The sequence below is a fragment of the Bacillus sp. AFS017336 genome (genome assembly GCF_002555445.1).
Lineage (GTDB): Bacteria > Bacillota > Bacilli > Bacillales > Bacillaceae_G > Gottfriedia.
In genome coordinates, this window is the sequence record NZ_NUCO01000025.1 from 166811 (window position 1) to 184443 (window position 17633).

The 17633-nt window shown below is 34.2% G+C and carries 12 protein-coding genes; 9 read left to right on the plus strand and 3 right to left on the minus strand.

The features are described 5' to 3' along the window. The first annotated feature begins 114 nt into the window (after positions 1 to 114). The 3 genes from CN601_RS16425 to CN601_RS16435 all read left to right on the plus strand — a co-directional run bounded on the left by CN601_RS16425 (position 115) and on the right by CN601_RS16435 (position 3358). A complete protein-coding gene (locus tag CN601_RS16425) occupies positions 115 to 1341 on the plus strand; it encodes a DUF5667 domain-containing protein (protein WP_098171670.1) in 1227 nt (408 codons plus the stop codon). Positions 1342 to 1517: 176 nt separating this feature from the next. Continuing rightward, positions 1518 to 2246 carry an RNA polymerase sigma-I factor gene (gene sigI / locus CN601_RS16430; protein WP_257131726.1) on the plus strand — a complete coding sequence of 243 codons (729 nt, stop codon included), beginning with the start codon at positions 1518 to 1520 and terminating at the stop codon, positions 2244 to 2246. A gap of 2 nt (positions 2247 to 2248) precedes the next feature. Continuing rightward, on the plus strand, positions 2249 to 3358 hold the full coding sequence (locus tag CN601_RS16435) for an anti-sigma factor domain-containing protein (protein WP_098171672.1): 1110 nt from the start codon (positions 2249 to 2251) through the stop codon (positions 3356 to 3358). A gap of 56 nt (positions 3359 to 3414) precedes the next feature. Here CN601_RS16435 and CN601_RS16440 read toward each other — a convergent pair whose 3' ends face one another. The 3 genes from CN601_RS16440 to cls all read right to left on the minus strand — a co-directional run bounded on the left by CN601_RS16440 (position 3415) and on the right by cls (position 6116). Further along, positions 3415 to 3783, minus strand: coding sequence for a YybH family protein (locus CN601_RS16440; RefSeq protein ID WP_098171673.1), 369 nt, complete (start codon positions 3781 to 3783; stop codon positions 3415 to 3417). Between the two features lie 140 nt (positions 3784 to 3923). Further along, on the minus strand, positions 3924 to 4880 hold the full coding sequence (gene uvsE / locus CN601_RS16445) for a UV DNA damage repair endonuclease UvsE (RefSeq protein WP_098171674.1): 957 nt from the start codon (positions 4878 to 4880) through the stop codon (positions 3924 to 3926). A gap of 42 nt (positions 4881 to 4922) precedes the next feature. Continuing rightward, positions 4923 to 6116, minus strand: a complete 1194-nt coding sequence (cls, locus tag CN601_RS16450; RefSeq protein ID WP_098171675.1) for a cardiolipin synthase — start codon at positions 6114 to 6116, stop codon at positions 4923 to 4925. A 212-nt stretch (positions 6117 to 6328) separates the two neighbouring features. Here cls and CN601_RS16455 point away from each other — a divergent pair, with 212 nt between their 5' ends. The 6 genes from CN601_RS16455 (at position 6329) to CN601_RS16480 (ending at position 17536) form a co-directional block, all read left to right on the plus strand. Beyond that, positions 6329 to 8437: a heterodisulfide reductase-related iron-sulfur binding cluster gene (locus CN601_RS16455; RefSeq protein ID WP_098118966.1), complete on the plus strand. Its 2109-nt coding sequence runs from the start codon at positions 6329 to 6331 to the stop codon at positions 8435 to 8437. Positions 8438 to 8588: 151 nt separating this feature from the next. Continuing rightward, positions 8589 to 9770, plus strand: a complete 1182-nt coding sequence (locus CN601_RS16460) for an acetyl-CoA C-acetyltransferase (protein ID WP_098118965.1) — start codon at positions 8589 to 8591, stop codon at positions 9768 to 9770. 459 nt (positions 9771 to 10229) lie between these two features. Continuing rightward, the gene (locus CN601_RS16465; protein WP_098118964.1) at positions 10230 to 11360 is read left to right on the plus strand and encodes an acyl-CoA dehydrogenase; all 1131 of its coding nucleotides are present in this window, start codon (positions 10230 to 10232) and stop codon (positions 11358 to 11360) included. Between the two features lie 126 nt (positions 11361 to 11486). After that, positions 11487 to 14726, plus strand: a complete 3240-nt coding sequence (gene icmF, locus CN601_RS16470) for a fused isobutyryl-CoA mutase/GTPase IcmF (RefSeq protein WP_098118963.1) — start codon at positions 11487 to 11489, stop codon at positions 14724 to 14726. A gap of 349 nt (positions 14727 to 15075) precedes the next feature. Continuing rightward, positions 15076 to 15624, plus strand: coding sequence for a DNA-directed RNA polymerase subunit delta (rpoE, locus tag CN601_RS16475; RefSeq protein ID WP_098171676.1), 549 nt, complete (start codon positions 15076 to 15078; stop codon positions 15622 to 15624). Between the two features lie 310 nt (positions 15625 to 15934). Continuing rightward, a complete protein-coding gene (locus CN601_RS16480) occupies positions 15935 to 17536 on the plus strand; it encodes a CTP synthase (RefSeq protein WP_098118961.1) in 1602 nt (533 codons plus the stop codon). The last annotated feature ends 97 nt before the right edge of the window (positions 17537 to 17633 follow it).

Sequence of the window (17633 nt, forward strand, 5' to 3'; positions counted from 1 at the left end):
TTTTTTTATTAATTTTTTAAATTTTTATTTAAACGACCCCCTAAAAAATGATCTTCTCTACGAATAGTTATAGTGAGACTACATAAAGAAACTTTTTTAAAGGGGAAAAAATACATGAAAAAACTTTTAGTACATACAACTGCCACAGCATTACTATTATCTCAATTAGGATTTTCAAGTTCAGTATTTGCTGCTGAAAATGAGTCAGCTTCAAAAACTGATGTAAACCACAAAGAAGAAGCACCTGCATTAGTGAAAGGCGATTTCTTCTATTTTGTAAAAACAACTGTAGAAAAGATTCAACTGTTATTAACAACAGACAAAGTAAAAGAAGCAGAACTTTTAGCGGAATTTGCGCAAGAGCGTATTCATGAAGCAAGAGAATTAATTAAAGAAGGTAAAGAAGATCTAGCAAAAGAAACAATTAAAGAAGCTTTAGGTCAGATGGAAAATGCTCAAGGACAGCTTGAAGGTAAGCTTCCAACTATTACTGAGCCAACGACTACAGAAAAAACAACAACAGAAGATAATGCTACGACGAAACCAGCTGAAGATTCAACTGAAGTAGATAAAGAAGATACAGAAAAACAAGAAACAGATAAAGAAGATACAGAAAAACATGAAAAACAAAAATTAACAAAAGAGCAAAAAGAAATTGCAAAAATTCAGCACCACTTAAATAATAATTTACTTGTTTTAGCAGACGTTTTAGATAAAGTGAAAAATCCTAAAGCAAAAGCTGCAATCGCAAAAAATATTGAAAAGAGCTTTAACAAAATTTCTGAAAGACTAGAGAAAGTTTTAAAGCATGAAGAAAAGAATTCAACTGCACTAAAACCAGTTATTACAATTCAATACCCAGATGGATCTACTGAAAAATCAGATACACCAGAAGTTATTACAACTATAACTAAAATTGAAGATGTAAATGATACAGATGTAAAAAACGTTAACGAAGATGTAAAAGATACAGTCGTAAAAAATGTTAATGAAGATGATCAAGGTGAAGATGATGACAAAGATGATGCTGCTGAGGTTTCTACAAGGCCTGTAAAAGTAGAGCATAAGGAAGAGCACCATCAACATAAAGCAAAGAAAGTAAAAGTAGTTAAAGTTAAAAAAGCAAAAGTTGAAAAAGAAGAAAAAGCTGAACGACATGAAGTGAAAAAGCATGAAGCAAAAAAGCATGAAGTGAAAAAACACGAAGTTACAAATCATAGAAACCGTGGTGAACATGAAAACCGTGGAAACCATAAGGGAAATGAAAAGCAAGAGTGGAAAAAAAATGAAAATTCTAATGACCAAGGTGAAAACCATGGAAATGGACATGACGAAGATTAATAAGTAATTATTACCATTCGCCTTTCAAGAAAATCGCATGAAACATTTCATAAGATGCGATATGCTTAAGTTTAATTGGTAATTAAAATGGTGCCTCTTACATTCATTTGATTATATAATGATGGAGGCGCCTTCTTTAGTCACCAATCAATCCTCTTTTGAAAGGAGATGGGGTCTTGTTACTTACAATTTTTCAGACACTGTATAAAAGGAAAGAAAAAATTGAAGATATTGTATTAACAATACAACAATCTTCATCAAAGGAATTTGATGATTTTATCATTCAATACTCCCCTTTTATAAGCAAAACTGTTTCTACTATTTGTGGCAGATATATTACAAATCAAGAAGATGAATATAGTATTGGGCTAAGTGCATTTCATGAAGCTATTAAACTATATTCATATAAAAAAGGGGCTTCATTTTTAACTTTCGCCAAATTGATCATAAAACGTGAGTTGATTGATTATTTTCGTAAGGAATCTAAATATCAATTATTGACTTTAGAACAAAATGGGTCGGAGGATATACATAAACAGTACGATGACCATGTTTATAGCTCGTATATTAAAAACTTTGATGAGATCAATCGTAAAGAGGAAATTATTCATTTCAGTGAGATGCTTAAACAATTTGGCATTACTTTAGAAACTTTAGTAGAGGTATCCCCTAAACATGAAGATACAAGGGAACATATTTTTTCAGTTGTAGACATTATTGTTTGTGATGAAGAAATGTTAGCCTTTCTATATAAAAAGAAAAAGTTACCGATGAACAAACTAGAAACTAAAGTTAATATAAGTCGAAAAACGTTAGACAAACATAGGAAATATATAATTGCCATGTGTATTATAAGCGTCAATGACTATATTTATTTACAAAACTACTTAAAAAGGGGGAACTGAAGATGAACAATGGTATTGTATTGAAAGTAAATCATTCTTCCGTAGTTGTATTAACAGCTAACGGTGAGTATTTAAAATGTAAAAAGTTATTGTCATCCTATTCAATTGGTGAAGAAATTCAGTTCCCCAGCAGCGCAATTATTTCAAATAATAAAATAAAAATAAATATCCCGAAATTGATTCCTGTCGTAATTGCCAGTGCATTAATTCTAATGTCATTTGTATTCGTAAATTGGAACAACAAAAAGGCATTGGCAGCAGGAAGGGTCACAATTGATTCAGGGGCAAAGGTGTCATTAATTTTAGATAAACAGTTAAATGTTATTGGATTAAAAGGTCACAATGAACAAGGTAAAAAAGTGATTGATAAAATAGATAACTGGAAACAGGAGCCTTTACAGTCAGTTATGGATGATTTAGTTGGTGAAATGGAGAAGTCTAAAGTTATTCAACCGGATGATCAAATCAAATTAACGGGTGAGATGAAAAAGGAATTTAAAAATAAACAAAGTGAACTAAATAATGAATTGAAGGATATTCAAGAAACCAATAACCATATTAAAATTCCAAATTCTAAGGATTTAGATCAACTTAAAATTCAACCTAAGATTAAAACTCAACCTCAAACTCAAACTCAAAATAAGCAAGTAAGTAGTTTTAATTCTCATTCAGCTAAAGTGTCAAGAGGCGAAAAGAATGGCAAAGATAAACCTAATGTTAAGTCGCCTAAAGTAGAGAATAACAGAGCGAATAATCATCGTTATTCAAAAGAAGAGAAGAATAATAGACACCAAGAAGCGCATTGGGGAAATAAGCAAAGTCAGTGGAAAAATCGACATCAAGAAGAGCATCGAGATTCATCGAAACAAAATCAACAAGGGCAAGACAATAACAATGAAAATCACCAAGATAAAAAAAAAAATCAGAATAATTACGAACGCGAAGTAAAAAGAAGCAATAATTACAAAAGTAGAAAAGAACAAAGTGAACGATGCCATAGTTGCAATGATCGTGATGAAGGTAATGGAAACAAAAACAACGAGCACGAACACGATAACAGGCACAATAGTAGCTGGCATAATGATAATAATGATGAAAAAGGCTCAGATTGATGATCTGAGCTTTTTTTACATTCTATGAGCACAAAGGCCACGAAAGAAATCACGTGTTATGCATGGCTACTCAAATGCTCGTGAATAACCTTCCAGTCACCAACTGCATCCTTTATAAACACATTTGTAGCCCTACCATGACCTTTTACGAATTTCCCATTCATGTAGCCTTCATAATGATATTGATAAGTACAGGAAGCGGAATTCTCATCAGTAGTTAGCCAGTTTATATTTGTAGCTCTATAGACTTCATCTTGAATCAGATTCCAAGCATTTTCAAAGTACTGTTGGATATCAAGTGAATTTGTACATGATTTATTAGAAAACCAATAAGTAGCGTCCTTATGTATGTATTTTTTTACTTGGTCAAAATCATGCGTATTTGTTGCTATTATGTATTGTTGTAAAGCATTCTGATAGTTCATTTGCTAGCCACCTTTATATTAGAGTCGCAGTTAGACTTTAGATGAATATCTATAAACCATCATATCACTAATGAGTTCACAACAGATAAAAAGCTCTTAAATTGTAAAACCACAAGGGAGTAAAGGTTCCCTTGTGGTTTCTATTTCACTTCAATCATTCCGCCGCTTATTCGTTTATAGCCCCTTAATTTCGATAGGTCTTCCATCAATTGTAATAATGCTATGTCCTTTTTTTTCGACTCAATCATTATATCGATATCACTTCCAATTGATCGAGCAATGTAAAAAAAGGGTTTAATAAAATCAAGATCAATTAAGTCTGAGTGAGACCTAAACTCTTTTTCAGATTTTGGAGAGGAAATATGTATTTTAGGTTTCAAATGAGTGTGATCCCAAGTCGAGTAAATGGAAGGTAATAATTCCTCTAATGGTTCATCACATAAATTGGCCATATGATGATGATAATCGAACACGAGCGGTATACCTTCTTTTTTGCATACCATTAATGTCTCCGAGGTATTGTACGTTTTATCATCGTTTTCTAGTGTCATTTGTTTTTTTATATGAGAAGGGAGTTTTTTTATATTCTCATAAAAGCGATTAATAGCAAGCTCCTTATTACCGTAAGCCCCTCCAATATGGATGTTGATCACACTTTGGTTTGAAACGCCCATTGCTTCAAGTACTTTAAAGTGATATTCCATATCAATTACAGCATTATCAGTAATATGTGGCTTCTCACTTGTAAAAAGCGTGAATTGATTAGGATGGAAACTAACTCTTAATTCATGCTTTTTAATAAAATCGCCTATTTCTTTGAATTGCTTGTGAAAAATATTAATATAATCAAATTCTACATCTGGGTGAGTCGCCAAAGGAACCATTGAAGAGGACATTCTGTATAAGGGAATTTGTTGTCCTACATTATAATGAAGTGCCCTATACGTATTCTCCAAATTTTGTGTTGTAACAGAAATTAGCTTCTCTAAACGTTCATCTTGATCGAGCGCTTTATAACGTGTTAAAGTTAGTGTTTTTGCAGGTGAACAATTATATAAAGATAATGCATGTGATACGTATCCAAATCGAATAATCATTTTGTGCTCACCTCTATTACTGTTTTTGGCACTTTAAAAACATTACATTAATGGAGAAAGAAGCTTGGATAAAAGCTTACGACATTTCCATGAGAGAGTTGTCTTTTTATAATGTTGAATAGGGTAGGGTTTTGAACACTCTAAGTCTTTCATAAATATTTTTTTGATTTCCAATATGAAGGATTCATTTGCAAAGATACAGCTCCACTCATCATTTATACAAAGGCTTCTACGATCAAAGTTAACGGACCCTACATCACAGCAGCAATCATCGATTAATAGTACTTTGGCATGAAAGAATCCTTTCTGATAATGGAAAACTTCGCCGCCACCTTCAAGGATTAAAAGGAGGTGAGGGAAACTAGCTTCTTTAACTAGCCTGTGGTCTTCTTTTTCAGGAACCATGACACAGATGCGGACACCTCTTTTTTGTGCGGCTAGTAAAGCATCCATGAGCTTTTTAGTTGGTATAAAATATGGAGTACCAATAAAGATATGTTTTTCTGCTTTATCAATTAATTCTTTATAAAGATTCTCAATACGAATAAAGTCAGATGAATAGAAGTGATGTTCGATTTTTCCCTTCACTAGGTCTTTTTCATCAATTAAAGTGAAGGATTCTCCACCGCTTCTAACCCAGTCTATTAAAAATTGAACATGTAAATCTTTTACACCTTCACCTGTCATACGAATATGATAGTCTCTCCAATAACCTAGGTCCTCGTCAAAGCCAATATATTCTTTACCAATATTGAACCCACCAAAATAACCAGTTTTTTGATCAATCACTGTAATTTTACGATGGTTACGGTGCTGAAACCGATAGAGAGTATACGGAAATCCAGTACGTCGATTAAATAATACTTTTACACCATTTTTTTTTAGTTTTTCGATTCTTTTCCGTTTAAGTCCAAAACTACCGATCCAATCGACAAGTAAACGTACTTGTAGTCCTTCGTGCGCCTTTTTTTCTAGTAGCGACAAAAATTTTTCGGAAGTATCATCATTACGAACGATATAAAAAAGCATGGAAATACTAGAACTTGCCTCATTTATGTCTTTAAGAAGATTTTCGTATAGGACATTACCATCTGTTATTAACATTGTTTCACTATATCTATTTTTAAATGGGCAAACCTTATCATATTTATGAAAAGCTCTGTAACCAAAATAGAGATCTAAGCTAGCAAGGAGTATTAGAATGAGTAGAGCAAATAAGCAAATACAAAGAATCATATAACTAACTCCTTTACCTTTTACGTGTTGATAGTATGACCATTTAAACTGAAGAATATGAAAAAGGGCTAATTTAATATGAAAAAGTATTTGACTGAATAGTCATTCATAATATAATTGAAGTATATATTTTCTGAATATTATTATGGTTATAAATTTTTAAAAAGTAAGCGTTTTATTTATAACCGGGGACATTGGGGGAGGAATACATCATGGATCATGCACTTTTGTATTTGAACGCATTTGGGTTTGTGGCAATTACAGTTTATGCAATTTATTTATTCATTTACCTGATTAAAACAAGACTAGCTTACATCAAGCTAGGCAAAAAGGAAGAGTTTGAAAGAAATTTTAAAGATCGTTTTCAAAAAATTTGGGTGAATGTTTTTGGACAAAAAAAGCTATTGAAGGATAAGAAAAGTGGATTTATCCATTTGCTATTCTTCTACGGATTTATTTTAGTTCAAGCAGGTGCTTTAGATTTTATTTTAAGAGGTCTAGTTCCTGGGGTGCATCTACCACTTGGGCCGTTATATGGTGCATTTACATTTTTTGAAGAAATCGTCGCTTTGTTAATACTGGTAGCAGTTGTTTGGGCTTTCCATAGAAGATATATTGAAAAGTTAGTTCGATTAAAAAGAGGTTGGAAAAGCGGTTTAGTTCTAATTTTTATTGGTTTATTAATGTTATCAACTCTTTTTGGAAATGGTATGGGAATCATTTGGAGCGGAGAAGGAACAAGCTTCCATGAGCCAATCGCATCTTTAGTTGCAACAATCTTTGGTGGAATTAGTAAACCTTTAGCCATTTCATTTTTTTATGTTGCTTGGTGGACACACTTAATTTCACTTTTAACTTTCTTAGTGTATGTGCCTCAATCAAAGCACGCACATTTACTTGCTGGACCAGCAAATGTGTATTTTAACCGCTTATCGAAAGCAGGGAAATTAGAAAAAATCGATTTTGAAGATGAAACACAGGAAACATTTGGTGTTGGAAAAATCAGTGATTTCCGTCAGTCTCAATTAATTGATTTATATGCTTGTGTTGAATGTGGTCGTTGTACAAATGTTTGTCCTGCTACGGCAACTGGGAAAATGCTGTCACCGATGGATTTAATCTTAAAACTTCGTGACCATTTAACTGAAACTGGAGCTGTAGTAACATCTCGAGCACCATGGGTTCCAACTGTTGCTTTTTCTAAAACAAAAGGTAATCAATTAGCGTTTTCTTCTCAAGGAAATCAAGAAACAGCAGCAACATTAGAATATAGTCCAAGTTTAATTGGCGATGTCATTACTGAAGAAGAGATTTGGGCATGTACGACTTGTCGTAACTGTGAAGACCAATGTCCAGTAATGAATGAGCATGTTGAAAAGATTATTGATTTACGTCGTTATTTAGTTTTAACGGAAGGGAAAATGCAACCTGATGCTCAACGTGCAATGACGAATATCGAGCGCCAAGGAAATCCTTGGGGATTAAATCGTAAGGATCGTGAAAATTGGAGAGAGCTTGATGAAAGTATCCACATCCCAACTGTAAAAGAAGCTAAAAAAGCTGGGGAAGAAATTGAATACTTATTCTGGGTTGGTTCAATGGGTGCATATGATAACCGTAGCCAAAAAATCGCTCTAGCGTTTGCAAAACTTATGAATGAAGCTGGAATTAAATTTGCAATTTTAGGTAATAAGGAGAAAAACTCTGGTGATACACCTAGACGTTTAGGTCAAGAATTCTTATTCCAAGAATTAGCATCTAATAATATCGCAGAAATCGAAAAAGCAGAAGTAAGTAAATTAGTAACAATTGATCCGCATGCTTATAACACATTTAAAAATGAATATCCTGATTTTGGATTATCAGTTGAAGTTTATCACCATACAGAATTATTATCACAATGGGTTAAAGAAGGAAGATTAAATCCAGTTCATCGTGTAGATGAAGTTATTACTTATCATGATTCATGTTATTTAGGTAGATACAATGAAGTTTATGAAGCTCCTAGAGATATTCTTCGTGCAATTCCTGGCGTAAAGCTAGTTGAAATGGAGCGTAAACGTGAAACAGGAATGTGCTGTGGAGCGGGTGGTGGATTAATGTGGATGGAAGAGCATGTTGGTAACCGTATTAATGTTACACGTACTGAACAAGCACTTGCAGTTAGTCCGAATGTCATTGGAACAGGATGTCCTTATTGCTTAACAATGTTATCAGATGGAACAAAAGCAAAAGAAGTTGAAGAAAGTGTTAAAACACTCGATGTTGCTGAGCTTTTAGTAATTTCAATCTTTGGAGATAAGCAGAGCCAGGCTTCATAAGAGTTCTATTACTTTTCAAGTTTCATAAACTAACAATGAAAGGTGTGCAACTTGTACACCTTTCAGACTGTAGTGAGCGCCTTTTTATTTGCTATTAAAGGAATTTTTTATAGAAGAGAAATTAGTTTCTTAATTTAAGGGGGAAATTGGGATGAGTAAAACAGTTATAGTAAGTGCAGTTCGTACACCACTAGGACGCTTTGGAGGTATGTTAAAAGGTTTTAGTGCTGCTGAGTTAGGTGGTATTGCAATTAAAGAAACATTGAATCGTGTTAACCATCCTTTAGAATCAATTGATGATGTAATTATGGGAAGCGTTTTACAAGGTGGACAAGGGCAATTACCTTCAAGACAAGCACTACGTAATGCAGGCTTACCTTGGGAAACAAGATCAGAAACAATTAATAAAGTATGTGCATCAGGAATGAGAAGTGTAATGCTTGCTGACTTATTAATTCGTTCTGGTGAAAGTAAACGTATTGTCGCAGGTGGAATGGAATCTATGAGTAATACACCATACTATCAAACCAATTTAAGATGGGGAAATAAGATGGGACACTCTGAGTTAAAAGACGGCTTACTAGTAGATGGTTTAACTTGTTCATTCACTGGCGTTCATATGGGTACATATGGAAGTGAAGTTGCAAAATTAGAAGATATTTCTCGTGAGCAACAAGATGAGTGGGCACTTCGTAGTCAACAACTTGCCGTTGAATCGATTAAAACAGGTAGATTTGAAGAAGAGATTGTAACAATTGAGTCTGTTGGCAAAAAAGGTGTCGTAACAAAAATTGAAGTAGATGAGTGTCCAAGAGAGGATTCGACAATTGAAAAATTAGCTAAATTAAATCCTGCATTTGATCGCGACGGAACGATTACTGCAGGAAATGCACCTGGATTAAATGACGGAGCTGCAGCACTTTTAATAATGAGTGAGGAAGAAGCAAAACAAAATGGTTTCACACCATTAGCTACAATTGTTGCTACAGATTCAATGGCTGTAGAAGCAAAGGACTTCCCAAGAACTCCGGGATATGTAATCCAAAAATTATTACAAAAAACAAATAAAAACATTTCAGATATAGATTTATTTGAAATTAACGAAGCATTCGCAGCAGTAGCTTTAGCGAGTGCGAAAATAGCTGATATTCCTTTAGAAAAAATAAATGTAAACGGTGGAGCTATTGCTCTAGGACATCCAATTGGAGCAAGTGGTGCAAGAATCATTGTAACCCTAATTCATGCACTAAAACAACGAGGTGGAGGTCTAGGAATCGCAGCAATCTGTAGTGGCGGTGGTCAAGGAGACGCTATTTTAGTAGAGGTACATTAAGGGAAAAGAGAATAGTATATGAAAAACGTGATCGATTAAGGTAAGGAATTTTTAAAGTAGAGCACAAAGGGAATGCTGCTCATTGGATAGAAGGAAAGAAAATCTATTTTCTTTTCCTACACCATTGATTCTGCATTCCCTTGTTCCTGTCTTTAATTCCATTATGTTTGTTTTTGCTATTTCCTCTACCCTTTTTTTCCTTCCTTTTTTGCACTAAAATTTTTCTACAAAAAATAACAGGAATTTTCAGTTTTTTGTCTAATAATATTCTTAGTAGACTATCTTTTTAGTCAAAGTACAAATTATTATGATAACGCTTACAAAATTCGACAAAAAGAACATGGCAGTGATAAGGGAGCAATAAGGTAAAAAGGAATAGGATATATACTAAGTATCTTTAATTAAAACTTTTATTTAATTGTTCATCCTTGTCCTAGCAAAAATCGGGGGAAATGATCTATGCAATTTCGTTTAAGTGAAGAACATGAAATGATTCGTAAAATGGTAAGAGATTTTGCTAGAAATGAGGTTGCTCCATCAGCTGCTGAGCGTGATGAGCATGAAAAATTTGATCGTTCAATCTTTGATCAAATGGCTGAGTTAGGATTAACAGGCATTCCATTCCCAGAAGAGTATGGTGGAATCGGTAGTGATTATTTAGCTTATGTTATTGCGGTAGAAGAGCTTTCTAGAGTTTGTGCTTCAACAGGTGTAACTTTATCTGCACACACTTCATTAGCTAGTTGGCCGATTTATAAATTTGGTACGGAAGAACAAAAACAAAAATTCTTAAAACCATTAGCACAAGGAACAAAAATTGGTGGTTACGGATTAACTGAACCAGGTTCTGGATCAGATGCTGGTGGAATGAGAACAACTGCTAGAAAAGAAGGAAATGAATATATATTAAACGGTTCAAAAATATTTATTACAAATGGTGGAGAAGCTGAAATCTATGTAGTATTTGCAGTGACTGACCCAACAAATAAACATGGCGTTTCTGCTTTTATCGTTGAAAGTGATTCACCAGGTTTTTCAGTTGGTAAGAAGGAAAGTAAATTAGGGATTCGTTCATCTCCAACAACTGAAATAATCTTTGAAGAATGTCGTATCCCTGCTGAAAACCTTTTAGGTGAAGAAGGTAAGGGATTTAAAGTTGCCATGCAAACTCTTGACGGCGGAAGAAATGGAATTGCTGCACAAGCAGTAGGTATTGCACAAGGTGCTCTAGACGCTTCAGTTGATTATGCTAGAGAGCGTGTTCAATTTGGAAAGCCAATTATTGCTCAACAAGGTATCTCGTTTAAACTTGCTGACATGGCTACAAGCATTGAAGCATCTCGTCTATTAACTTATCAAGCAGCATGGTTAGAGTCGAATGGGCTTCCATATGGTAAAGAATCTGCAATGTCGAAATTATTTGCAGGTGATACTGCAATGAAAGTTACAACAGAAGCAGTACAAGTTTTCGGTGGATATGGATATACAAAGGATTATCCTGTGGAGCGCTTCATGAGAGATGCTAAAATTACTCAAATTTATGAAGGTACACAAGAAATTCAAAAACTAGTAATCTCAAGAATGCTGTAAAAATATAGCTTAATTTTAATTTTGCATTACGAATGATCAGGATAGCTTGGTATAAGGAATATGGGATACCCTTTACCAAGTTTTCTTTTACGAAAAAGGTAATTATAATTCCGGGGGATGATTAGTATGGTAGAAAAGTATCAAGCTAAACATAAGATTCGTTTTGTTACTGCTTCAAGCTTATTTGATGGTCATGACGTGTCGATCAATATGATTAGAAGATTATTGCAAGAAAACGGTGTTGAAGTAGTTCACTTAGGTCATAACCGTTCTGTTGAAGAAATTATTAACGCAGCTATTCAAGAGGATGTACAAGGTATTTCTATTTCTTCCTACCAAGGTGGACATATGGAGTACTTTAAATATATGTATGATTTACTTCAAGAAAGAGGCGCAGCTCACATCAAGTTATTTGGTGGCGGAGGGGGCGTAATCTTGCCTAAAGAGCAAGAGGAGCTAGAAGCATACGGAATTACTAAAATCTATTCACCTGAAGACGGACGCATTATGGGGCTTCAAGGAATGATTAATCATATGCTACAAAGCACAGATTTTCTTCCACCTTTGAAGGACTTAGAAAATGTTCAAAAATTATCCGCAACAAATCATAAAGAGATTGCTAGATTCATTACTCTAGCTGAAAATAAAGGTTCTTTAGATTCAAGTTTAGAAATGGCAGCAACATTAGAAAAATCAGAAACTAGTAAAAGTGTAGTCATTGGTATGACTGGTACTGGTGGAGCTGGTAAAAGTTCATTAACAGATGAACTAGTACGCCGTTTTATTCAAGAGTTTCCTGAAAAAACAATCGGTATTGTTTCGATTGACCCAACGAAGCGAAAAACGGGTGGAGCACTATTAGGTGATCGTATTCGTATGAATTCAATTCACCATCCAAATGTGTATATGAGAAGTTTAGCAACTCGAGATAGCCAATCTGAAATCTCGAATGCTTTAGAGGATACGATCTCAATTTTAAAAACAGCGGATTTTGACGTTATTTTTGTTGAGACAAGTGGGATCGGTCAAGGTGATGCAGCAATTACTCAATACAGTGATATTCATCTGTATGTTATGACAAGCGAATTCGGAGCACCTTCTCAATTAGAAAAAATTGATATGATTGACTTCGCAGATTTAATTGCAATTAATAAATTTGAACGTCAAGGCTCAGAGGATGCATTACGACTTGTTCAAAAACAATATCAACGTAGTCGCCATCTTTTCCATGATGATATAGCTACAATGCCAGTTTACGGTACGATTGCTAGTCAATTTAATGACGCAGGTACTAATAATTTATTCTTAGCTTTAACTGGGGCAATTGAAAAACATACTGCAAATGAGTGGAACACGACGTATATTAAACCAGGAAACGTTGAAAAACAACATGTCATTATTCCGAGTAATCGTCGTTTTTACTTAAGAGAAATCGCAGAAGCGGTAAGAGATTATCATACTAATACCGAAGTTGAAGCAGCAAAAGCTTCAAAGCTATATCAAATTGAGGGAACGCTAGCTGAAATCGAATCACAAAACATTGAAGATGGAAAAAGCACTATAGTAGATTTGAAAAATAAATTTGAAGAATCTCTTGCTCCTTCTACTAAACAAGCTCTAAATCATTTTAAATTGATTAAAGAGGCATATTCAAAAGATCAACTTATTCAAAAAATAAGAGATAAAGAAATAAAAGTTGAGTTAACAACAACAACATTATCTGGTACGAAAATACCTAAAGTGTCTGTTCCAACATATCGTGACTATGGTGACTTACTAAGATGGGTTGCAAAAGAAAATGTACCTGGATACTTCCCATTTACAGCCGGGGTGTTCCCATTCAAGCGCCAAGACGAAGATCCAAAGAGACAATTTGCTGGTGAGGGACCACCAAGTAGAACAAATAAACGTTTCCACTATCTGTGTGAGAATGACCCAGCTAAACGCTTAAGTACAGCATTTGATTCAGTAACTTTATACGGCGAAGATCCAGCAATTCGTCCTGATATTTTTGGGAAAATTGGTGAAAGTGGCGTAAACGTATGTACATTAGAAAATATGATTGAGCTTTACAATGGGTTTGACTTATGTAGCCCTTCAACATCAGTTTCGATGACAATTAACGGTCCAGCTCCAATTATTTTAGCTATGTTCTTAAATACAGCTATTCATCAACAGGTTGAGTTAAAAGAAAAAGAACTAGGTCGAATTTTAACAGTTGAAGAGTTTACTGTGGTAAAACAAGCAACGTTACAAAAAGTTCGTGGAACAGTTCAAGCTGATATTTTAAAAGAGGATCAAGGGCAAAATACTTGTATCTTCTCAACAGAATTTGCTTTAAAAATGATGGGAGATATTCAACAGTACTTTATCGATAATAGTGTTCGTAATTATTATTCAGTTTCAATTTCTGGGTATCATATTGCTGAAGCTGGAGCAAATCCAATTTCACAACTTGCATTCACTTTATCAAACGGATTCACTTACGTTGAATATTATTTAAGTCGAGGCATGAAGATTGATGATTTTGCTCATAATTTATCGTTCTTCTTTAGTAATGGTCTAGATGCTGAATACTCAGTGATCGGACGTGTGGCGAGAAGAATTTGGGCTGTTACCATGAAAGATAAATATGGTGCATCTGAGCGTAGTCAAAAACTTAAATACCATGTTCAAACATCAGGTCGTTCTTTACATGCTCAAGAAATGGCATTTAATGATATTCGTACGACATTACAAGCATTATTAGCTTTATATGATAACTGTAACTCACTTCACACAAACGCATATGATGAGGCTGTTACAACTCCTACTGAAGAATCAGTACGTCGTGCAATGGCTATTCAGCTTATAATTCAAAAAGAAAATGGTCTATCGAAAAATGAAAATCCAATTCAAGGATCATTTATCATTGAACAGCTTACTGATTTAGTAGAAGAAGCAGTTCTAAAAGAGTTTGAGAGAATCAGTGATCGTGGTGGCGTATTAGGTGCAATGGAACTACAATATCAACGTGGTAAAATCCAAGAAGAGTCACTTTATTACGAAACACTAAAGCATAATGGAGATCTTCCAATCATCGGAGTAAACTCTTATATCAATCCTAATGAGCAAATGGAATCCATTAATACAATGGAAATCGCTAGATCAAGCTATGAGGAAAAACAATCGCAAATTGATCATGTAGAACAATTCCAAGTTAAAAATAAATCTGAAGCTCAAGTCGCTTTAGAACAATTGAAACAAGTTGCTCGCAAGAACGGTAATTTATTCGAAGAGCTAATGAATACTGTTCGCGTGGCTAGCTTAGGACAAATTACGCAAGCTTTATATGAAGTTGGCGGACAATACCGTAGAAATATGTAATAAACAGTTACGAAAGTTATTTGCTCTGCCTAAAGAGGAGCAAACGACGGGAGTTAGACATCATTAACTACACAATTTATACAAGGGGGAGAGGGAGGTCATTGAAATCCTTTTTATCGACCGATCTACATCCCCTAAACCCTGCCCTTATTTGAGCGTCTTTTGGACGCTCATTTTACTATTTTCATGAAAAATTAATCTAATATTGAAAAATATAGACAAGGTGCTAGCATATTTAACTTAGTTTTGTTTATAATGAAAGATATGTATTTTATAACTAACAAGTAAAATTTATACATAATGTTACTAAAATTATGGTGAAAATATTATTTTTAAAGGAGTGCTTACCTTGAGTTTAAAGCATTACTCGGAAGAGCAATTAAAAGAATTATCGCTTATTGAATTAGCATATGAAACTTTTTCTGAAACAAAGGAACCTATTTCTTTTTATGACTTAGTTGACCAAATGGCAACTGTTTTAGGTGTAACTAGAGATGCGCTTATGGAAAAACTTCCTCAATTTTATACAGAATTAAATATTGATGGACGTTTCGTTTGTTTAGGTGAAAATCGCTGGGGATTACGTGCATGGTATCCATATGACCAAGCAGAAGAAGAAGTATTACCTGTTGCAAAACCTAAGAAGAAACGTAAGCAAGTAGAAGAAGATGAAGAATTTGATGATTACGACACATCTGATGAAGACGAGTTTGAAGAAGAAGACGCTGAGTTAGATGAACTTGATGAAGATCTAGTTGAAGATGACGAAACGGATGAATTCGATGATGAAGAAATCGACGAAGACGATGAGGATATAGACCTAGAGGATGAAGATTTAGAACTAGAAGAAGAAGACGATGAAGAATTAGATGAATTTGAAGAGGAAGAAGAACGATAAGTTCTTGACTTTTTAGGACTGAATGAGTAGAATCTTTATTGGGCTCTTTAAAAAGAACGATATATAATTCGACGCTCCCTATTTTATATAGGGGGCGTCTTTGTTTTTTTAGAAAACTTTATAGTAAAGATACGAACATTGCTATATTCTTATTGAATCAAAAAGTTAAAAATTTGCATGAAAAAAACCCATTTTGGAAGACAATAAAGCATGCATACAAAAAGTTATTAAATTATTTTTAGAATTTAGCTTTGTAATTTCTAGTAAGAAAAAATAAAATACGAATGCTAAAAATGGAAGGGGCTCAATTATGACAAAGTATATTTTTGTAACAGGTGGCGTAGTTTCATCTCTTGGTAAAGGGATTGTTGCAGCATCTTTAGGACGATTACTAAAAAACAGAGGATTAAATGTAACAATTCAAAAGTTCGATCCTTATATTAACTTAGACCCAGGAACTATGAGTCCTTACCAACATGGTGAAGTCTTCGTAACAGATGACGGCGCAGAAACAGACTTAGACTTAGGTCACTATGAAAGATTTGTTGATATTAATGTTACTAAATTCAACAATATAACTAGTGGTAAAGTTTATTCTACAGTTTTACAAAAAGAACGTCGTGGAGATTACTTAGGTGGAACTGTACAAGTTATCCCACATATTACAAACGAAATTAAAGATAAAGTTTTCCGTGCTGGTCGCGAAACAAATGCGGATGTTGTTATTACTGAAATCGGTGGAACTGTTGGTGATATCGAATCATTACCATTTATGGAAGCTATTCGTCAAATTAAAGGCGATGTAGGTCGCGACAATGTAATGTATGTTCACTGTACGCTTCTTCCTTATATTAAAGCAGCTGGTGAGTTAAAAACAAAACCAACTCAACATAGTGTAAAAGAACTTCGTAGTATTGGTATTCAACCAAACGTGATCGTTTTACGTTCAGAAACATCTGTACCACAAGAAATGAAAGATAAAATTGCACAATTTTGTGATGTAGATGCTAAAGACGTAATCGAATGTGTAGACGCTGATACACTTTACGAAATCCCATTAGCTTTACAAGCACAAGGATTAGACAGTATCGCATGTAACCATTTAAAACTACAAACAAATGAAGCAGATATGACAGAATGGACTTCATTAGTAGACAAAGTTAAAAACCTAACGAAATCAACAAAAATTGCTCTTGTTGGTAAATATGTAGAATTACAAGATGCGTATATTTCAGTAGCAGAAGCATTAAAGCACGCAGGATTTGCTTTTGATAGTGAAATTGAAATCAAATGGATTAACGCTGAAGAAGTTACAACAGCTAACGTAAATGAACTTTTAAGCGATGTTGATGGAATTCTTGTACCAGGTGGATTCGGAGACCGTGGTGTAGAAGGAAAAATTTTAACTGCGCAATTCGCTCGTGAAAATAACGTACCATTCTTAGGAATTTGTTTAGGTATGCAAATTGCATCAATCGAATTTGCTAGAAATGTTTTAGGACTGAAAGGTGCTCACTCAGCAGAAATCGATCCAACAACTAACTACCCAATTATCGATTTATTACCAGAGCAAAAAGATGTTGAGGATTTAGGTGGTACATTACGTTTAGGTTTATATCCATGTAAATTAGTTGAAGGCTCAAAAGCATATGAAGCATATGGTGATGAAGTAGTTTACGAACGTCATCGTCATCGTTATGAGTTCAACAATGAATACCGTCAACAAATGGAACAAGAAGGATTTATTTTCTCAGGAACTAGCCCTGATGGTCGTTTAGTAGAAATTATTGAGTTACCAAACCACCCGTGGTTTGTAGCATCTCAATTCCACCCAGAATTTATTTCTCGTCCAAACAGACCACAACCATTATTCAGAGACTTTGTTGGAGCATCACTTCAAGCTCAGAAATAAGGTAAGGGATGAAAATATAGGTCAAAAGTTCGAGTGGAAGCACAAAGACTTTTAAAAATAAAAAACACCCAACAGAATTGAAGTGCACCCCAAATGT

What these genes read in the sequence shown, in the direction of transcription:
- CN601_RS16425 (WP_098171670.1), top strand. Translation starts at nt 115, where the DNA reads ATGAAAAAACTTTTAGTACATACAACTGCCACAGCATTACTATTATCT.
- CN601_RS16435 (WP_098171672.1), top strand. Translation starts at nt 2,249, where the DNA reads ATGAACAATGGTATTGTATTGAAAGTAAATCATTCTTCCGTAGTTGTA.
- CN601_RS16440 (WP_098171673.1), bottom strand. Translation starts at nt 3,783, where the DNA reads ATGAACTATCAGAATGCTTTACAACAATACATAATAGCAACAAATACG.
- uvsE (WP_098171674.1), bottom strand. Translation starts at nt 4,880, where the DNA reads ATGATTATTCGATTTGGATACGTATCACATGCATTATCTTTATATAAT.
- cls (WP_098171675.1), bottom strand. Translation starts at nt 6,116, where the DNA reads ATGATTCTTTGTATTTGCTTATTTGCTCTACTCATTCTAATACTCCTT.
- CN601_RS16455 (WP_098118966.1), top strand. Translation starts at nt 6,329, where the DNA reads ATGGATCATGCACTTTTGTATTTGAACGCATTTGGGTTTGTGGCAATT.
- CN601_RS16460 (WP_098118965.1), top strand. Translation starts at nt 8,589, where the DNA reads ATGAGTAAAACAGTTATAGTAAGTGCAGTTCGTACACCACTAGGACGC.
- CN601_RS16465 (WP_098118964.1), top strand. Translation starts at nt 10,230, where the DNA reads ATGCAATTTCGTTTAAGTGAAGAACATGAAATGATTCGTAAAATGGTA.
- icmF (WP_098118963.1), top strand. Translation starts at nt 11,487, where the DNA reads ATGGTAGAAAAGTATCAAGCTAAACATAAGATTCGTTTTGTTACTGCT.
- CN601_RS16480 (WP_098118961.1), top strand. Translation starts at nt 15,935, where the DNA reads ATGACAAAGTATATTTTTGTAACAGGTGGCGTAGTTTCATCTCTTGGT.